At 71.8% G+C, this 17,313-nt stretch carries 15 protein-coding genes; 10 read left to right on the top strand and 5 right to left on the bottom strand.

Annotated features, from left to right (window positions below; translation table 11 throughout):
- The first annotated feature begins 104 nt into the window (after nucleotides 1-104).
- The 3 genes from AC4F3Q_RS11525 to AC4F3Q_RS11535 are packed head-to-tail and all read left to right on the top strand — an operon-like array spanning nucleotide 105 to nucleotide 3,252.
- A complete protein-coding gene (locus AC4F3Q_RS11525; protein WP_491040084.1) occupies nucleotides 105-1,169 on the top strand; it encodes an acyl-CoA dehydrogenase in 1,065 nt (354 codons plus the stop codon).
- On the top strand, nucleotides 1,166-2,539 hold the full coding sequence (locus tag AC4F3Q_RS11530) for a PIG-L family deacetylase (protein ID WP_491040085.1): 1,374 nt from the start codon (nucleotides 1,166-1,168) through the stop codon (nucleotides 2,537-2,539). The genes AC4F3Q_RS11525 and AC4F3Q_RS11530 overlap by 4 nt, the downstream gene beginning before the upstream one ends.
- Nucleotides 2,536-3,252 (top strand): glycosyltransferase family 2 protein, encoded by a 717-nt coding sequence (locus AC4F3Q_RS11535; protein WP_491040086.1) that lies wholly within the window; start codon nucleotides 2,536-2,538, stop codon nucleotides 3,250-3,252. The genes AC4F3Q_RS11530 and AC4F3Q_RS11535 overlap by 4 nt, the downstream gene beginning before the upstream one ends.
- Nucleotides 3,253-3,273: 21 nt before the next feature.
- Here the strand turns inward: AC4F3Q_RS11535 and AC4F3Q_RS11540 are convergent, their stop codons facing one another.
- Entirely contained in the window at nucleotides 3,274-3,750 is a 477-nt protein-coding gene (locus AC4F3Q_RS11540) for a MarR family winged helix-turn-helix transcriptional regulator (RefSeq protein ID WP_491040087.1), read from the bottom strand.
- 85 nt (nucleotides 3,751-3,835) lie between these two features.
- On the opposite strand from AC4F3Q_RS11540, the gene AC4F3Q_RS11545 reads away from it, so the two are divergent.
- Nucleotides 3,836-5,128 (top strand): multidrug effflux MFS transporter, encoded by a 1,293-nt coding sequence (locus tag AC4F3Q_RS11545; protein WP_491040088.1) that lies wholly within the window; start codon nucleotides 3,836-3,838, stop codon nucleotides 5,126-5,128.
- A 57-nt stretch (nucleotides 5,129-5,185) separates the two neighbouring features.
- On the opposite strand, the gene AC4F3Q_RS11550 is transcribed toward AC4F3Q_RS11545, so the two are convergent.
- Nucleotides 5,186-6,178: a Gfo/Idh/MocA family protein gene (locus tag AC4F3Q_RS11550; protein WP_491040089.1), complete on the bottom strand. Its 993-nt coding sequence runs from the start codon at nucleotides 6,176-6,178 to the stop codon at nucleotides 5,186-5,188.
- Nucleotides 6,179-6,299: 121 nt separating this feature from the next.
- On the opposite strand from AC4F3Q_RS11550, the gene AC4F3Q_RS11555 reads away from it, so the two are divergent.
- Complete coding sequence (locus AC4F3Q_RS11555; RefSeq protein ID WP_491040090.1) at nucleotides 6,300-7,163, top strand: SDR family oxidoreductase; 864 nt, start codon at nucleotides 6,300-6,302, stop codon at nucleotides 7,161-7,163.
- 67 nt (nucleotides 7,164-7,230) lie between these two features.
- Here AC4F3Q_RS11555 and AC4F3Q_RS11560 read toward each other — a convergent pair whose 3' ends face one another.
- Nucleotides 7,231-7,368 carry a hypothetical protein gene (locus tag AC4F3Q_RS11560; protein ID WP_168447114.1) on the bottom strand — a complete coding sequence of 46 codons (138 nt, stop codon included), beginning with the start codon at nucleotides 7,366-7,368 and terminating at the stop codon, nucleotides 7,231-7,233.
- Nucleotides 7,369-7,482: 114 nt separating this feature from the next.
- On the opposite strand from AC4F3Q_RS11560, the gene AC4F3Q_RS11565 reads away from it, so the two are divergent.
- The 3 genes from AC4F3Q_RS11565 to AC4F3Q_RS11575 all read left to right on the top strand — a co-directional run bounded on the left by AC4F3Q_RS11565 (nucleotide 7,483) and on the right by AC4F3Q_RS11575 (nucleotide 13,760).
- Nucleotides 7,483-8,535 (top strand): DUF2804 domain-containing protein, encoded by a 1,053-nt coding sequence (locus AC4F3Q_RS11565; RefSeq protein ID WP_491040091.1) that lies wholly within the window; start codon nucleotides 7,483-7,485, stop codon nucleotides 8,533-8,535.
- A gap of 187 nt (nucleotides 8,536-8,722) precedes the next feature.
- Nucleotides 8,723-10,801 (top strand): Ig-like domain-containing protein, encoded by a 2,079-nt coding sequence (locus AC4F3Q_RS11570; protein WP_491040092.1) that lies wholly within the window; start codon nucleotides 8,723-8,725, stop codon nucleotides 10,799-10,801.
- Nucleotides 10,802-11,000: 199 nt separating this feature from the next.
- A complete protein-coding gene (locus AC4F3Q_RS11575; protein WP_491040093.1) occupies nucleotides 11,001-13,760 on the top strand; it encodes an alpha/beta hydrolase in 2,760 nt (919 codons plus the stop codon).
- Nucleotides 13,761-13,820: 60 nt separating this feature from the next.
- Here the strand turns inward: AC4F3Q_RS11575 and AC4F3Q_RS11580 are convergent, their stop codons facing one another.
- Entirely contained in the window at nucleotides 13,821-14,483 is a 663-nt protein-coding gene (locus tag AC4F3Q_RS11580) for a hypothetical protein (RefSeq protein WP_491040094.1), read from the bottom strand.
- A 97-nt stretch (nucleotides 14,484-14,580) separates the two neighbouring features.
- Between AC4F3Q_RS11580 and rnhA the strand changes: the two genes are divergently transcribed.
- Together rnhA and AC4F3Q_RS11590 are read left to right on the top strand one after the other, a co-directional pair.
- Nucleotides 14,581-15,069: a ribonuclease HI gene (rnhA, locus tag AC4F3Q_RS11585; RefSeq protein WP_491040095.1), complete on the top strand. Its 489-nt coding sequence runs from the start codon at nucleotides 14,581-14,583 to the stop codon at nucleotides 15,067-15,069.
- 162 nt (nucleotides 15,070-15,231) lie between these two features.
- Complete coding sequence (locus AC4F3Q_RS11590; protein ID WP_491040096.1) at nucleotides 15,232-15,720, top strand: flavodoxin domain-containing protein; 489 nt, start codon at nucleotides 15,232-15,234, stop codon at nucleotides 15,718-15,720.
- Nucleotides 15,721-15,729: 9 nt separating this feature from the next.
- Here the strand turns inward: AC4F3Q_RS11590 and mqo are convergent, their stop codons facing one another.
- Nucleotides 15,730-17,217 (bottom strand): malate dehydrogenase (quinone), encoded by a 1,488-nt coding sequence (mqo, locus tag AC4F3Q_RS11595; protein WP_491040097.1) that lies wholly within the window; start codon nucleotides 17,215-17,217, stop codon nucleotides 15,730-15,732.
- Between the last annotated feature and the right edge of the window lie 96 nt (nucleotides 17,218-17,313).

Raw genomic sequence — 17,313 nt, forward strand, 5'->3', positions numbered from 1 at the left:
AGCGGCCGGGTGCGCATAGGGTGCGGGTCACAGCCCGCCCGGCTCGCGCGCCGCGAACCGCGGGGTGATCATCGATTCCAGACCGCTGACCTGGGAGGACGCTCATGACGCAGAAGTACGCAGCGGTACGGCTGACGGAGACTCTCGAGGGAGGGGCGCTGCGGGACGCCGCGCTCACTCGTCTGGAGGGCGTGCAGACGGTCGACGACGCGCTCGCGGCAGCCCGCGACCTCCCGTCCGGCCTGCGCCCGGGTGGCCCCGGGACGGCCGCGCTCTGGGAGGTCCTCGCCACGGTCGCGGCGCGCGACCTCGCGGTCGCCCGGGCGATCGAGCCGCACCTGGACGCGCTCGCGATCCTCGAGCAGGCGCAGGTCGACGACGCCGCGCTGACGACCGTCGCCGGGCCGGCCGAGGGGCGGACGTGGGGTGTGTTCGCCGCCGAGGGCCCGGGGGTCCGCGTCGACGCGACCGACGGCGTCGGCGGTACCGTCCGGCTCGACGGCACCAAGCCGTGGTGCTCGCTCGCGAGCAGCCTCTCGGCCGCGCTCGTCACCGCGCACCTGCCCGACGGCGAGCGTGCGCTGTTCGCGATCGACCTGCGCCACCCCGGTGTCCGTCAGGGCGACGAGCCGTGGGCAGCACGCGGGCTCACGGAGATCCCGAGCACGTCCCTGCACCTCCACGACGTCCCAGCCGTCCCGGTCGGTGGGCCCGGCTGGTACCTGCGTCGCCCTGGCTTCGCGTGGGGCGGCGCAGGCGTCGCGGCATGCTGGTACGGCGGCGCCGTCGGCCTCGCCCGGACCCTCGTCGCGGCCGTCGCCGCGCGTCCCGAGGCGGAGCTCCTCCTCATGCACCTCGGGGACGTGGACGAGCACCTCGTCGCCGCGCGCGCCGCTCTCACGGAGGTGGCCGGCGAGGTCGCCGAGGGGCGCCCGACGAAGCTCGGTGCCGCGCGGGTCCGCGCCACCGTCGCACGCACGGTCGAGAGGGTCCTGCGTGCGTCGGCGCACGCGCTCGGTCCCGCGCCGCTCGCCCTCGACGCCGAGCACGTCAAGCGCGTCGCCGACCTCGAGCTGTACGTGCGCCAGCACCACGCCGAGCGCGACCTCGTCTCGCTGGGCCGCAAGGTCCTCGCGCAGCGTGAGAACGCGCAGGAGGAGCCGTGGTGAAGTTCGACGCACGCGACCCGGGGACCGACCCGCGCGCGTGGGACGCGCTCGTCGCATTGCTGCCCGCGACGGACGTCGGCGACGCGACCCACGTCGTCGTCGTCGCGCCCCACCCGGACGACGAGAGCCTCGGTGCCGGCGGCCTGCTCGCCTCGCTCGCAGGACGGTCCGTGCGGGTCGACGTCGTCGTCGTCACGGACGGTGCCGCGTCCCACCCCGACGCGCCGGGCGACCTGGCGGACGTGCGAGCCCGTGAGGTGCGCGACGCGGTCGCGCTGCTGTGCCCGCACGCGACCGTCACGCTCCTCGGCGTGCCGGACGGCGGCACGGTCGACCGCCGCGACGACGTCGCTCGCGGTGTGCTCGACGCCGTCGGCGACGGTGCACGCACGCTCCTTGTCGCGCCCTGGCGTGGCGACGGGCACCGCGACCACCGCGTCGTCGGCGAGGTGTGTGCCGACGTCGCCGCACGCTCGGGCGTGCGGCTGTGGGAGTACCCCGTGTGGATGTGGCACTGGGCCACGCCCGACCGCCCTGACCACCCCGACCTGCCGACCGCAGCGATGCGCGCCTACCCGCTGCGTGACCGCGAGGTCGTGCTCAAGACGCGCGCCATCCGGACGCACGCGAGCCAGGTCTTCGACCCGGACGGGCCGCCCGTGCTGCACGGGCGCTTCCTCACGGCGTTCGACCGTGACGTCGAGGTGTTCATCGAGACGCCGAGGCGCACGCCCGCCGCGGGCGACCGCCCCGAGCCCGAGGACGGCACGATGCCCTCGGGATACTTCGAGGAGCTGCACGGCCGCAAGGCCGACCCGTGGGGGTTCGCGACCCGCTGGTACGAAGAGCGCAAGCGCGCCGTCACCCTCAGCGCCCTGCCTGAGCGCGACCTCGGCCGGGTCCTCGAGATCGGGTGCTCGGTCGGGGTCCTCACCGAGCAGCTCGCTGCGCGCGCGACGGCGGTCGTCGCGACCGACGTCTCGGCGACAGCGCTCGAGCGCTGCCGAGCGCGCCTCGAGGACGCGGGTCTCGCCGACCGCCTCACGGCCGTCGACACGAGCGACGGCGCCGTGCGCGATGGTCCGTTCGACACGATCGTGCTGTCCGAGGTCGGGTACTACCTCGGGCACGCGGAGCTCGTCGACCTCGTCTCGAGCCTGCCCGCCCTGCTCGCCGACGGGGGCACGGTCCTCGCGTGCCACTGGCGCCACCCCGTGCAGGACTACCCCCTGAGCGGGGACGCCGTGCAGGATGTCGTCGACCGGCACCTCGGTCTGCCCGAGCTCGTCCGGCACGTCGAAGAGGACTTCACGCTCACCGTCCACGCCCGTGACGCGCGATCGGTCGCGCGGCGAGAGGGGCTCGTATGACCAGCCGACCCGCGATCCGCACGGTGTGCGTCGTCGTGCCGGCGCACGACGAGGAAGCGCTCGTCGGCCGGTGTCTCGCAGGCCTCGCCTCCGCAGCGGGCCGCGCGGCCGCGGCGAGGATCGACGTGCGCGTCACGGTCGTGCTCGACGACTGCCACGACCGCACCGCAGACGTCGTCGCGGCCACCGACCTGCCCGTCCCGCTCGACGTCGTCGAGACCGACGCCCGCTCGGTGGGCGTCGCCCGCGCGCTCGGCACGTCCGCAGCCCTCGCGGGCGTCGACGCGCCGCTCGACGCCGTCTGGCTCGCCCACACCGACGCCGACTCGTGCGTCCCGCCCGGCTGGGTCCTCGACCAGGTGGCGCTCGCGGACAGGGGAGCGGACGTCGTCGTCGGCACCGTCCGCCCCGACCCGGCCGACCTCTCCGAGCGGCAGCTCCTCGCCTGGGCGCGCACGCGCGTCCCGGGTCGCCCGAACGGGCACGTGCACGGCGCGAACCTCGGTGTGCGTGCGAGCGCCTACCTCGCGGCCGGGGGATTCGCGCCCGAGCCGCTCCACGAGGACGTGCACCTCGCCGAGCGGCTTCGCTCCGCGCCGGGCGTCGTGGTCGTGGCGTCCGACGTCGTCGACGTGCTCACGTCCGGCCGCACGGTGGGCCGGGCACCCGGTGGGTATGCCCGTTACCTGCGCGAGGATCTTGCCCGGGCCTGAGGTGCGCGGCCGACGGTCTGACTAGGTGCTGACGGCGGCGTCGGGCCCCGGCGGTGTGGTGCCACGGAGCAGGGCGTCGAGCCGGTCGAGGGCCCCCGACGCAGCCTCGATCGCGGCGACGTCTGCGTGGTCGAGCCGGGAGAGCGCGGAACGCACCTCCCCGGACCACGCCTCGCGGATCACGGCATCGTCGGACCGTGCGCGGTCTGTGGTGACGAGGAGAGTCTGGCGGCGGTCGGTCGGCGAGGGCTCGCGGTGGACGAGGCCGCGCTCGACGAGGACGCGGACGGCGGCGCTGGCGTTGCTCTGACGCAGGCCGACGGACCTGGCGAGCTCGGTGACGGTGATGCCCGGCGAGTCGAGGACGTGCTTGAGGACGGCGAGCTCTGTCGTCGGCAGCGGTTCGAGCCCGGCGACGTGCGGGACCGTCCGGTGGACGGTCCAGGCGAGGTCGCGCAGCACGTCCGCGACGTTGTCGGGGGCGCCGTCGGTGTCCATGGCCACGATCGTACAACATATGTTGACATACATATCGTGGCATATGTAATCTCACCGGGTTCCCCATCTCCGACCTGAGGTCACCATGTCCGCTCCCACCACCACGCGCCCTGCTGGCGCGCCGCTCCCGACTATGCTCTTCGCGGTCCTGTGCCTCCTCACGGCTGTCGCGCCGCTCTCGATCGACATGTACCTGCCCGCCTTCCCCGCCATGGCCGTCGAGCTCGGCACGACGGCGAGCGGGGTCCAGCTCACCATGACCACCTTCCTCCTCGGCCTCGCCGTCGGCCAGCTCGTCATCGGCCCGATGTCCGACGGGACGGGACGCCGACGCCCGCTGCTCGTCGGCACGCTCCTGTGCTTCGTGGCGAGCGTCGGTTGTGCGCTCGCCCCCGCTGCCGAGCTGCTCGCGGTCGCTCGTTTCCTCCAGGGCCTCGGTGGGGCCGCCGGCATCGTCCTTGCGCGTGCCGTCGTCTCGGACACGTCGGAGGGTACGAGGGCCGCCAGGCTGCTCGGGGTGCTCACGATCATCGTCGCGATCGCCCCCGTGGCTGCGCCCCTCCTCGGTGGCGCCATCATCACGGGTGCGAGCTGGCGCGCAGTGTTCTGGGTCATCGCAGGACTCGTCCTGCTGATGTTCATGGGTGCGCTCGTGTGGGGCACGGAGACGCTCCCCGCCGAGGAGCGCTCGGGCGGCGGGCTCGGCGCCGCGTTCGGTGCGATGGGCGCAGTCCTGGTGAATCGCGCCTATGTCGGCTACATGCTCACGTTCTGCTTCGGGTTCGCGACGCTGTTCGCCTACATCGCCGCGTCGCCGTTCGTGCTGCAGAACATCCTGGGCTTCTCCGCGGGGACGTATGCGGTCCTGTTCGCGCTCAATGCCCTCGCGATCACCGTGACGAGCGCCGCAGCAGCCGCCCTGGCCGGGAAGTTCAGCCCACGAGGGATGATCCGCGTCGGTCTGGCCGTCATGTCGGCGTGCGCCGTCGCTCTCCTCGTGCTCGTCCTCGCGGGCCTGCCCACCTACCCGACGCTCGCCGCGTTCTTCCTGCTGCAGGGGTCGCTCGGGCTCGTCTTCGGTAACGCGACCGCTCTCGCGCTCGCCGCGTCCGGCCGGCACGCGGGTACGGGCTCCGCGCTCCTGGGCGCCGTCCAGTTCCTTCTCGCGGCTGCCATCGCCCCGGTCGTCGGGGCCCGCGGGGACCATGACGCGCTGCCGATGGCCGTCGCGACGGTCGTGTTCGGCGCGGTCGCCGTCATCGCCTTCGCCAGCACGCGCACGGCCGACGTCCCCGGCGCCGTCCGTGCCGCGGACGGCGAGGCGGTGGCACGGACGGCTCCGGAACCGGAGTCGAGCCCCGCTCTCACCCTCACCTGAGCGCCGCGCACGGCCCAGGCAGCACAGCGCCTGGGTCGTGCGCGTCCGTCGTGCCCGTCAGTCCCGGGCGCGATACCCCGCGAGCAGCGCATCGACGACCTCGGCCGTGCGGAGCGCCGTGCGGCCGGTGCTCGGGCACGTCCCGTGCCCGGTGAGCTCGTCCACGACCGTCTGGATGAGCGGCTGCTGCACCACCTCGGGGTAGGGCGCCTCGATGCGCCGCTCCGTGCCGCCGCTGCGCAGGACGAGCGGGTCCTCGCCGAACATCGAGAACGTCAGCCGGCCACGCGTCCCGACAAGCTCGACGCGGTCGGTGCGCTCGTCCGCGTCATAGCCCCACGTGCCCGTCCCGACGGCGCCGCTCGCCCAGCGGAACGCGCCGACCACGTGGTCCTCGGCGTCGTACGCGCCCGCGAGGTTCGAAGCGAGCCCGTGGACCTCCTCGACAGGGCCGAGCAGGAGGTCGAGGAAGTCGAGCGCGTGCGACCCGAGGTCGACGAAGAGCCCGCCGCCCGAGACCTCCGGCTGCAGCCGCCACGGCGCGTGCCCCGGCTCCCACATCTCGCGTGGCGAGAGGTTCTGCACGGTGACCGTACGCACGTCGCCGATCGCACCGTCGCGCACGAGATCGACGATCGTCGCGTACCGCGGCATCGCGCGGCGGTAGTAGGCGACGAACAGCGGGACCGACGCCGCGTCGCACGCCTCGATCATCGTGCGCGCCTCGTCCGCTGTGCGCGCCATCGGCTTCTCGACGTAGACCGGCTTACCGGCCGCCGCGGCGCGCAGGGCGTAGTGCGCATGCGAGTCGGGGGGTGTCGCGACGTACACCGCATCCACCTCAGGGTCGCCGATCAGCGCGTCCGCGTCGTCGTACGAGCGTGGCACGCCGTGCCGGCGCGCGAAGTCCGCCGCCTTGGCGCCGTCGCGCCGCATGACAGCGACGAGCGACGACCGCTCGGCGCGCTGCAGACCTGGTCCCGACTTGCGCTCCGTGACGTCGCCGACGCCGATGATCCCCCAGCGGACATGGTCCAGTCGTGTCGTCATGCCGTCACGGTAACGGCCTTCCGCCGTCTCAGGTTGCGGGCTGGCGAGGTGTGCCAGAGCGTGGAAGGCGGGTCGGAGCGCAGCGGAAGCCCGGCCTTCCCCGCATGACGAGGAGAACGCCATGACCGACTACCCGACCTCGTTCCCTGCCCAGCAGCAGGAGCCCCCCGGCCTCACGGCACCGATGCAGCCGCAGCCCGACCACGGTGAGGCGAGCTATGTGGGCCACGGCCGGCTCGAGGGCAAGCGCGCCCTGATCACCGGGGGCGACTCCGGCATCGGACGCGCGGTCGCGATCGCCTACGCCCGCGAGGGGGCCGACGTCGCGCTGTCGTACCTCGCCGAGGAGCAGGAGGATGCCGAGGAGACCGCGCGGTGGGTGCGCGAGGCGGGCCGCAAGGTCACGTTGCTGCCCGGCGACCTGCGCGACGAGGAGACCTCCCGCAAGGTCGTGCGCGACGCGGTCGCGGCGCTCGGTGGGCTCGACGTCCTCGTCAACAACGCGGGCTTCCAGATGGCGCGCCGCGACTCGATCGCCGACGTCACGACGGACGACCTCGACCGCGTGCTCAAGACCAACCTGTACGCCCTGTTCTGGGTCACTCAGGAGGCGCTCGAGCACCTGCCCGACGGCGCGAGCATCATCAACGTCTCGTCGATCCAGGCGTACCAGCCGTCGACCACGCTGCTCGACTACGCGTCGACCAAGGCCGCGATCAACAACTTCACCGTCAACCTCGCGGCCGAGGTGGGGGAGCGCGGCATCCGCGTCAACGCCGTCGCACCCGGCCCGATCTGGACGCCGCTGCAGCCCGCGACGCAGTCGGAGGAGAAGGTCGAGAAGTTCGGCCAGGACACGCCGCTCGGCCGCGCAGGCCAGCCCGCCGAGTGCGCCCCGGCGTTCGTGTTCCTCGCCAACGACGCGGACTCGAGCTACGTCTCCGCGACCGTCCTCGGCGTCACGGGTGGCAAGCCCGTCTTCTGACGGTCAACAGGCCGGGGCCCCGACGCTGCTGCGTCGGGGCCCCGGCCCTCGTGCGTTCGTGCCGGGCTCACCCGGCGTCGAAACGCTCGTCGGGCGTCTCGTCGACCTTCTCGTTGTGCAGGTCCGTCTCGGGTGGGCCGGGCGTCGTCTCGGGAGTCGTGGCGCCGTCCGTCCCCGCCGTCGGGGTCTCGTGCTCGTCGCTCATGCTGCGCTCCTCCTGGTCCTGGGGGATGTCGTGCCTCCACCTTGTGCCGTGGCGGCGCCTCCCGCATCCGGAACGTGGCTCGTGCGGTGTGCGGACGCCGCGTAGAGTGCCGCCATGCGCGACAGCAACGAGGCTGGTCAGCCCCCGCACGCCCCGCACCGGTCGGACGAGCGGGAGATCACCGCGCCCGTCTCCCTCACCCGCCCCGACGGCCGCCTCGACCCCGACGCGGTCGGCTGGACCCGCACCCCGCTCCACGACACGGACGGCATCGGCCACGGACGCTTGGGCTGGGGGCGCAACAAGCGCTGGGAGTACTGGGCCGTCACGACGCCGACGCACGTCCTCGCCCTCGTCGTCTCCGACATCGGGTACGCGGCCGTCCCGAGCCTGTTCCTGCTCGGCCGTGCGACGGGCGAGGAGATCGACCTCGAAGCCGTGCGGCCGTTCGGGCGCGGCACGTCCCTGCCCGGGACGCTGGGCCGCGGCCCGGCCCGCGCGACGACGAGGACGTTCCGTCTCGCGGTCGACGAGGTCGAGGGCGGCACGCGCCTGCGCGGCGAGTCGCCGCGCGTGCGGTTCGACGTCGTCGCGCACCGACCCGACGGGCACGAGTGCCTCGGCGTCGTCGTGCCGTGGGACGAACGCCTGTTCCAGTACACGGTCAAGGACGTCGCCCGCCCGGCCACCGGCAGGATCTGGGTCGACGGCGTGGCGCACCGCCTTCCCGACGGGGACTCGTGGGCGACGCTCGACCACGGCCGGGGACGCTGGCCCTATTCGATCTCGTGGAACTGGGGCGCAGGTTCCGGCCGGACCGACGGGCGGGTCGTCGGTATCCAGGTCGGCGGACGCTGGACCGACGGGACCGGTGCCGTCGAGAACTCCCTCCTCGTCGACGGCCGCCTCACGAAGATCAGCGACGAGCTCGTGTGGACGTACGACGTCGAGGACTGGATGCGCCCGTGGCGCGTCGAGGGTGGGTCGGTCGACCTGACCCTCACCCCGTTCCACGTCAAGGAGTCCGAGATGGACCTCAAGGTCGTGTCGGGGCGCACGCACCAGTGCTTCGGCGTGTGGTCAGGACGCGTGCGTGACGAAGCAGGCACGTGGGTGCGTGTCGCCGACGTCGTCGGCTGGGCGGAGGACGTGCACCACCGGTGGTGACGGGGTTGCGGCACCGGATTCACCCGGCGCCATGGCGGTCGAGGCGCGGGTTCACCCCGCACGGAGTCGGTCGGTCGCGCTAGCCTGAGCGCGGGCCTGGAGGCCCGACGGCACGGTGACGGGGCGAGGACGTCGTGCTGGTGGAGCGGCGTCGGAGGACGTCGCGGTGCTCGTCGAGGAGCTTTTTGTGATTCGGACCAGGGGGATCGCAGCCGCGTGCGTCATGGCGCTGGCTGCTGTCACGCTTCCCGCGACCGCATCCGCAGCGGAGGTCGACGCGTCAGCGTCGAGCCTCGCTCGCGAGGTGCGCGCGACGATCGAGGGCGAGCTTCTTGTCGCCGTCGCACACGGGCCAGGGGTCGAGAAGACCCTCGTGTCGGTGCGGACCGACGAAGGTGCGACCGTGCCGATCGACGCGGACACCGCGCCAGAGTCGCTCGCACAGGCGGCCTCGGGCGCCGAGGTCGCCGTGACCGTCGTCGTCCCTCAGGACGTGCGAGCCGAGCTGCGCGCCGACGGCCTGAGCGACGCTGCTCTCGCGGGCGGGGCCGCGGCAGACCTGGTCGCTGACGCCCTTGCGGAGGTCGAGACCCCGGTCGTCGCCGCGACCGCGACGGTCGTGGACGAGGAAGCGCCCACCGAGCTGGCTGGCAGCACCGCGGCGGGCGGTGCGGTCGCCGCGGCCGCTGCCGCGAAGACGCACGACGCGTACGTCGCGATCATCGACGACGCCAAAGCAGCGGGTGACTACACCGAGGCTCAGGCTCGGGCTTCGATCGCCGCCGGTGCCGGCTACTGGAAGCGGGAGACCGGCGGCGTGGTGAACGGCATCTCCGTCAAGAAGGTCGTCAAGCACAAGACCACGGACGTGTGCACCACGATCGCGAGCAACGGGAACTACGGGGTCGAGCAGGTCTGGTCGCAGATCGGGGACACCTACTTCCCGACCCAGGCGTTCACGAGCGCGAACGCGAGCCACCTCGTGGTCTTCGTGCCGCGCGGCTGCTTCGACGAAGGGCTGATCGGCTGGACTGGCATGGCTCGGATCAACACGGGCCTGGCCTCCGGTGGAGAGGTCATGCTCGCCATGGGCGACGACCACACGGTCGCGCACGAGCTCGGTCACAACTTCGGGCTCGGACACTCGGACATCCTGCGCGACGGCAAGGAGGAGTCCTACCTCGGCGTGCACAGCGTCCAGGGCATCGCGATGTTCCGGGATATGGCCTACACGACCACGTACGCGACGCCATCGCTCGACGTCGCATACGAGTGGCTCTTCGACTCGGTGCCTGCCGGTGCGATCACGACAGGCAGCGCGACCGGGGCGACCACGCTCAAGCCCGTGACTGCGGCCTCCGGCACCAAGGGCCTGGCCTTCTACGACAGTGCCCAGCGGATGTACTTCGTCGAGTACCGCGACGGCGCCGGCACCGACGCCGGCACCTTCTACTCCCAGCTACGCAACGTAGTCTGGCCCGAGAAGAGGTTGGACGCGGGCCCGGGTGTGCGCGTGTACCAGCTCGACCAGAAGTTTGGCTGGCGCGTCCTGACGCTCGGTACCTGGCGCGGGGACGGCTGGCACTCGACCATCACGGCGGGCGAGTCGCTCACGACCCGGGACGGCAAGCTGAAGATCACGGCCGAGGCGGTCGGTGGGGGCACCGCGACCGTGAGGGTCACGGGTGCGAGCGCGAGCAAGACCTCCCTCTCGGTCGCCAAGGCGACGCACGGCAAGAAGACCAAGGTCAAGGTCAAGGTCACCGGTGGCGTCCGTCCGCTCGGCGGCGTGACGCTGTATGACGGCTCGAAGAAGATCGGCGCCAAGGCGCTCGCGCTCGACGGGACCGCAACCTTTTACCTCCCCACGTCGACCAAGGCCGGCAAGCATGCCCTCAAGGCGGTCTACAGCGGCTCGACCGCGCTGGCCGGATCGAGCAGCACGCGCACGATCAAGGTCGCGAAGGCGAAGGTCAAGGCCAAGATCATCAAGGCCAAGAACCTCAAGGCAGGCAAGAGCGCTCGCCTCACCATCCAGGTGACCGGGACGTCTTCGACCAAGCCCCAGGGCAAGATCGCCGTCAAGGTGGGTTCCAAGACCGTCTCGAAGATCGTCAAGCTCAAAAAGTCGAAGGGGCGCTGGATCGCCGTCGTCACGACGAAGAAGCTGCCCAAGGGCAAGATCAAGGTGGTCTACGCGCCGGCGAAGGCTGCGTCGAAGAACCTCGCGAAGACGACGGTCACGACGTCGAAGCGAGCCCGGTAGGGAACCACCCCGGCACTCATTCCCGCGGAGGATGTCCCGTATGGGACGACACGGATAGTGTCGTCCCATACGGGACGCAGGGGGCGCCCCCGCCACAGGGACTGAGGCACTCATGCGCATGCGCTCGACGTTCGGAACGACCCCTCGCGGCTCGCAGCCGCCGAGGGCGGGAGGCAGGCGCGGAGCGCTTGCTGTCGCCTTGGCCCTCGCTCTCATGACGCCGGGTGGTGTCGCCGGTGCCGTTCCCCAGGCGAGCGCCGCACCGCTCGCCCCGGTCACCGCGCCGGGCCCGAGCACGAGCGAGGCCGGTCGTGTCACGGTGGCGACCGACGACTACGGCTCGACGATCACCTGGCGTCACGAGGGCGACCTCCCTCTGGGAGATGCGCGTCCCGAGTTCTTCGCCGACGGCGCCGCGCTCGGTGTGCCGACGAGGTTCGGGCCCGTGCTTCGCCTGCGCGTGGCCGGCGCCACCGCCCTGAACGCCTCGAGCATCGCGGTCGTGGCGTCCGGGCGGCTGCTCGACGGGCCCGCGAGCGCGGCCGCGGCCGGTGCGCGCGCCACGGTCGGCTCCGTCGCCGCTGGCGCGGCGGGGGACGTCGGGGCCGGCGCGGCCGCCCTGACAGCGGTCACGGCGCCCTCGAAGACCGTCACGTCGGACCCGGGCAGGCCCGGGAAGCTCAAGACCACGAGCTTCGACTACAAGCTTCCGGGCGTCCGCGTCGAGGGATACGCCGCGAAGGTCGAGATGAAGGGCCACGTCGTGATGCCCGTCGGCACCCGGGGCCAGCGACCCGTCGTCGTCTTCCTCCACGGACGCCACGCCACGTGCTACGTCGGCGGGGAGGTCACCGGCGACTGGCCGTGCCTCGCGCCTGCCAAGCCGATCCCGAGCCACCTCGGCTACGTCTATGCCCAGAAGCTCCTGGCGAGCCAGGGCTACGTGACCGTGTCGATCTCGGCGAACGGCATCAACGGTCAGGACTGGGCTGACCAGGACGGCGGATCCAAGGCACGCGCGGATCTCGTCCGTCGCCACCTCGACGTCCTCGCCGACTGGCAGGTCGGCAAGGGGCGCGGGCCCGCGGCGCGCACGAAGCTCAAGGGCGCGATGAACCTGCGCAGGGTGATGACCGTGGGACACTCCCGCGGGGGCGAAGGTGTCGTCCGCGCTGCGATCCGGGCAGGCTCGGGGGACCGGTTCAGGATCAAAGGTCAGGTGCTCGTCGCGCCGACCGACTTCGGCCGTCAGGTCGCCGTCGGCGTCCCGACGACCGTGCTCCTGCCCTTCTGCGACGGCGACGTCTCCGATCTTCAGGGACAGCAGTACGTCGACCAGGGGGCCCGCATCGCGGCGGGCGACCGCTCGCTCAAGACGTCGGTCCTGATCATGGGCACGAACCACAACTTCTTCAACACGCAGTGGACCCCTGGCGTCGCCAAGGCCCCGGCCGACGACGACGTGTGGGGCGACGACCCGCTCTGCGGGAAGACCGCGCCGACCCGCTTGTCGGCCAAGCAGCAGCGCGACGTCGGGGCGACCTACATCGCGGCCGCGGCGCGGACCTATCTCACGTCGAACCGGTCAGCGGCCCCGCTCCTCGACGGGACCCCCGTCCGCGCAAGGTCTGCGGGCAGGGCCGTCGCGCTCGTCCACGCGACGGGCGGCAACCGCCGCACGGTCGTCCGGCCGTCGGCGGGGCTCACCGTCAAGGCCGCGCGGGGGGCGACCGCATTCGTCTGCGAGGGCGGCCAGTCGGAGGGGCCGCAGTCGTGCGACCCGACGCAGAGCCTCTCGTCCCCGCACTGGCCCGCTCCCGCTTTCGAGACGACCGCCGACCCGGTCCGTGGTGTTCTCGTGTCGTGGCGCAAGGCGGGGGCGCGGGTGACCTTTCCTGACACCCCGGCGCTCGACGGGAAGTCGTACCTCGACCTGCGACTGGTCGTCATGCCCGGGCGCGGCAAGCCGGACCTCTCCGTCGTGCTCAAGGACGGCAGGGGGCGCCGCGTGACCCTGCGTCCGCAGGCGAGCGCACAGCGCCTTCCGTCCGGCGCCTGGAACCACGCCTGGGCGCAGAACGTCCGTTACCGACTCCCTGCAGCGAGCAAGATCGATCTCGCGAGCGTCACGAGCCTGACGCTCACGTCACGCTCGGCCGCCGGCAAGGTCGTGCTGCTCGACGTCACGGCGGCCAAGGCGAAGCCTGCGGTGACCACTGCGAACGTGCGCAACGTCGCGTTTCTCGACGTGCCCGCCGCGACACTCGTCACCGCGGTCGCGGACGGGGAGCAGACCGCGACGGTCCGCATCCCTGTGCGTGGCTCGTTCGCCGGCACAGCCAAGGTCTGGGTCGACGTCATCGACGCGCAGCGCGGTCCGGGGGTGAACGGCTCCGGGCTGCGGACGATCAAGCCGGGACAGAGGTACGTCGACGTGGCCGTCACGTACTACGGGGACGACGTGTACGTCGACGAGTCGTCCGGTGACCTGGCGGGCTACACGATCGTGGCGACGGCTCGGCGAAACGCCGTCGTCGACACGTATCTCGGCGCGGTCCACACCCGCTCCCGGTCGCCCAGGCCGACGCTGAGCATCGTCCAGACCGACGTGACGGCAGCCCCCGGCGGCTCTCTCGTGTGGCAGGTGCGGCTCTCAGGACCGGTCAGCCAGGAGACCTACCTCACCGCAGTCGCCGCGCCCTTCAACGGGACGCCGATCCGGGTCTCCGACCTCGTGCCCGCCTGGGCGGCGCTGCGCGTGCCCGCCGTGGACCCGCGCACGAGCCTCGCCGACGCCGGGCTCGCCATCGAGGCGGTCATCCCCGCAGGGGCGACGTCAGCAGTCTTCGAGATACCCGTCCGCAGGACGGCAGCTGCAGGCGGTGCGGTGCGGCTCGAGCTGCCGCAGGAGGGCTATCTCACCGCGCCCGTGACGCTCAGGGGCACGATCACCGGATGACGCAGACGGCGGCGCCGACCCTCGAGGGTCGGCGCCGCCGTCATGGCCGGCTCGCTCGCGTCAGAGGTAGTCCTTGAGCCTCTTCTGCAGGTCCTCACGGACGTCCGAGACCTTCACGCCTGCGGTGCCGCGGTCGTAGAGCATGACGAGGTGCGGTGCCCCGCTGATCTGCTGGACCTCGAACAGCTCTGCCCGGCGCGGATGACGGCCGACGCCGAGCATCGGCTCGTTCTCCAGGTCGATGTAGATGTACGCGCCACCGGGCGTGACGCCTGCATCCGTGAGGTCTTGCCAGCGCTGCGCATACTCCTTCGTGTTCGCGTCACCGAAGAACTTCTGGTGGCGGGGCTTGTCGAGCTTGTGCGTGCGCCCGACCGTGTGCGGCACCCACGAGCCGTCCTCGAGGACGGCGAGCCGCGGCCCGACCATCCAGCCGCGCACCTCGGTCGTCCGCCACGAGACGTCGGGAACCCCCGGCTTCGCGTCAGGAACCGGGACCGCGACGAGGATGGGCGCCGGAGCGGCCTTGCCACGCGCGAGCGCCTTGGCGGTGTGGCGCAGCTCGAGCTCGAACTCGTAGAGCAGGTCGGCGCGGACCTGCTCAGGGTGCGCGCTGGACGGCACGACCGGCTGAGGGCCCGTGGTGGGGCGGGCGTACGGCGAGGTCGCCACGGGTGCTGCATGTCCCGGCGTCATGGCCGGGGAGACGTCATCGGCTCTCATGGCCACACCATAGTCGGTGCTTTCAAGATGCGGAATCCCATCTCGTAAGGGAAAATCCGCGGCCGACCATCCGCGCGCCTCCCACTAGGATGATCGGATGCTCGACGACCCCGCCGCGACCCCGCCCACGCCCCCCGCGACGAGCCCCACGGTCGTCGAGATGTGGACCGACGGCGCGTGCAAGGGAAACCCGGGACCGGGCGGCTGGGGCGCATGGATGCGTGCCGGCGGCCACGAGCGCGAGCTCTGGGGCGGGGAGGCGCACACGACCAACAACCGCATGGAGCTCATGGCCGTCATCCAAGGTCTGCGCGCTCTCAACAGGGCGTGCCAGGTCACGCTCCACGTCGACTCGTCCTACGTCATGAACGGCATGACGAAGTGGCTCGCTGGGTGGAAGCGCAACGGCTGGCGCACCGGGGACAAGAAGCCCGTCAAGAACCAGGAGCTCTGGCAGGACCTCGAGGCCGAGGTCGCGAGGCACGACGTCCGCTGGGTCTGGGTCAAGGGGCACGCGGGCGACCCGGGCAACGAGCGGGCGGACCAGCTCGCGAACCGTGGGGTCGACGAGGTGCGCGCGCGCTGAGCCGCACGCCCCCTCGCGGCGTCTCGCCAGCGAGGTCCGGCGCTCCAGACGGTGATCGGCGCGGAAAACAGGGCCGAAGGTCACTGGCACGACCCGGCACCGCCGGGCCATCGTGGACGTACATCTCGACGGGGAGGCGTGCGCATGAGGATCGCGGTTGCTGTGGCCAGCAAGCACGGGGCCACGAAGGAGATCGGACACGCGGTCGTCGAACGGCTGCGGGAGCTCGGCCATGACGTGACCGAGCACGACATGGCATCGACGAGCGCGGAGGACCTCGACGAGGCGGAGGCGCTCGTCCTCGGCGGGGCCGTGTACTTCGGTCGATGGCCGAACGAGGCGAACGACCTGGTCGACGACCTGGCGGACCGGGTCGACGGACGGCCGGTGTGGTTGTTCTCGAGCGGACCTGTCGCGCCCGACGGCGAGCCGACGAGCGTCGAGGAGTCGACGATCGCGATCGACGGGACCATGACCGCGCTCGACGCGCGCGAGCACGTCATGTTCGGAGGCCGCCTCGACAAGACCGTCCTGTCGTTCGTCGAGCGTGCGGTCGCCCGGGCGCTGCGCGCTCCGGATGCCGACACTCGCGACTGGGACATGATCCGGGCCTGGGCCGATCACGTCGACGAGGCGCTCAGGGCCTCGTAGGGCGAACGCTCAGGCGCCTGGCTCCGCGGCGACCTCGAAGGGGGTCAGGGCGTCGCGCTCCTCCGGCGTGTCCCACGCACCCGCGTGGCTCGACGGCGCGATCGCGGCGATCGTCGGTGCCCATCGGACGCTGTCCTCCGGGAAGCAGCGCTGGAGCAGGTCGATCATGGCGCTCGTCGCGGTCGACGCTCCCGGTGAGGCGCCGAGCAGGCCGGCGATCGTGCCGTCGGCCGACGCGACCACGTCGGTCCCGAACTCGAGCCGTCCACCCTTGGTCTTGTCGCGCTTCATCACCTGGACGCGCTGGCCCGCCGTGATGAGCTCCCAGTCCTTGGGGTGCGCGGTCGGCATGAACGCCCGCAGCGTACGGAACTTCGCCTCGGGGGTCTTGGCGACCTCCTTGACGAGGTAGGCGGTGAGGTCGACGTTGTCGAGGCCGGCGCCGAGCATCGTGACGATGTTCCCGGGGCGGATGGACGTGAACAGGTCGAGGAGCGAGCCGCGCTTGAGGTACTTCGTCGAGAACCCGGCGTACGGCCCGAACATGACCGAGGCCTGCCCGTCGACGACGCGGGTGTCGAGGTGCGGGACGGACATCGGGGGAGCACCGACGTCGGCCTTCCCGTAGACCTTCGCGTGGTGCTTCGCGACGATCTCCGGGTTGGTCGTGCGCAGGAACTGGCCGGAGATCGGGAAGCCGCCGTATCCGCGGATCTCCTTGATACCGGACTTCTGCAGGAGCGGGAGGGCGCCGCCGCCCGCGCCGACGAAGACGAAGCGCGCGTTGACCGTGCGACGCGCGGGAGACGCGTTCCACGAGAGGTCGCGCACCTTGACGTCCCAGCTGCCGTCGCGGCGCTTGCGCAGGTCGCGGACCTCGTGCTGGAGGTGGAGGCGGTGGCCCTGCGCGGTCAGGAGGTCGAAGAGGGAACGGGTCAGTGAGCCGAAGTCGACGTCGGTGCCGGACGCGGCGCGTGTGGCAGCGACGGGCTCGTCACCGTGGCGGTCCTCCATGAGCAGCGGCGCCCACTGCGCGATGACCGTGGGATCGTCGGAGAACTCGAGGTCGGAGAAGAGCGGGTGGGCAGCGAGCGTCGCGTGCCGGCGGCGGAGGAAGTCGACATTCTTCTCACCGCGCACGAAGGTCATGTGGGGGGTCGAGCTGAGGAACGTGCTCTGGTCGCCGATCAGCCCGGCGGTCACGAGGTGGTTCCAGAACTCTCGCGAGACCTCGAACTGCTCGTTGATCGTCACGGCCTTCGAGATGTCGATCGACCCGTCGGGGCGCTCGATCGTGTAGTTGAGCTCGCAGTGCGCCGCGTGGCCGGTGCCCGCGTTGTTCCACGGGTTCGAGCTCTCGAGCGCGACGTCGTCGAGCCGCTCGAAGATCTCGATGTTCCAGGTGGGCTCGAGCAGGGAGATCAGGGAGCCCAGCGTCGCGCTCATGATCCCGCCGCCGATGAGGACGACATCCACGGTGTTGTTCGCCTTGGCCATTCGTCGATGTTAGGTGGGACGACTGGGACGAAAGGCCTGCGTCTCACGGTTGGTTGCGTGACAAATGCCACGTCGACGAATCCGGCTCCGGGGCTT

Source organism: Flavimobilis sp. BM9 (assembly GCF_058313055.1).

Excerpts from the sequence above, each read along its gene's own strand:
- AC4F3Q_RS11580 (WP_491040094.1), bottom strand. The coding sequence starts at position 14,483 with ATGAGAGCCGATGACGTCTCCCCGGCCATGACGCCGGGACATGCAGCA.
- AC4F3Q_RS11540 (WP_491040087.1), bottom strand. The coding sequence starts at position 3,750 with ATGGACACCGACGGCGCCCCCGACAACGTCGCGGACGTGCTGCGCGAC.
- AC4F3Q_RS11545 (WP_491040088.1), top strand. The coding sequence starts at position 3,836 with ATGTCCGCTCCCACCACCACGCGCCCTGCTGGCGCGCCGCTCCCGACT.
- AC4F3Q_RS11560 (WP_168447114.1), bottom strand. The coding sequence starts at position 7,368 with ATGAGCGACGAGCACGAGACCCCGACGGCGGGGACGGACGGCGCCACG.
- mqo (WP_491040097.1), bottom strand. The coding sequence starts at position 17,217 with ATGGCCAAGGCGAACAACACCGTGGATGTCGTCCTCATCGGCGGCGGG.
- AC4F3Q_RS11565 (WP_491040091.1), top strand. The coding sequence starts at position 7,483 with ATGCGCGACAGCAACGAGGCTGGTCAGCCCCCGCACGCCCCGCACCGG.
- AC4F3Q_RS11555 (WP_491040090.1), top strand. The coding sequence starts at position 6,300 with ATGACCGACTACCCGACCTCGTTCCCTGCCCAGCAGCAGGAGCCCCCC.
- AC4F3Q_RS11535 (WP_491040086.1), top strand. The coding sequence starts at position 2,536 with ATGACCAGCCGACCCGCGATCCGCACGGTGTGCGTCGTCGTGCCGGCG.
- AC4F3Q_RS11525 (WP_491040084.1), top strand. The coding sequence starts at position 105 with ATGACGCAGAAGTACGCAGCGGTACGGCTGACGGAGACTCTCGAGGGA.
- AC4F3Q_RS11550 (WP_491040089.1), bottom strand. The coding sequence starts at position 6,178 with ATGACGACACGACTGGACCATGTCCGCTGGGGGATCATCGGCGTCGGC.
- rnhA (WP_491040095.1), top strand. The coding sequence starts at position 14,581 with ATGCTCGACGACCCCGCCGCGACCCCGCCCACGCCCCCCGCGACGAGC.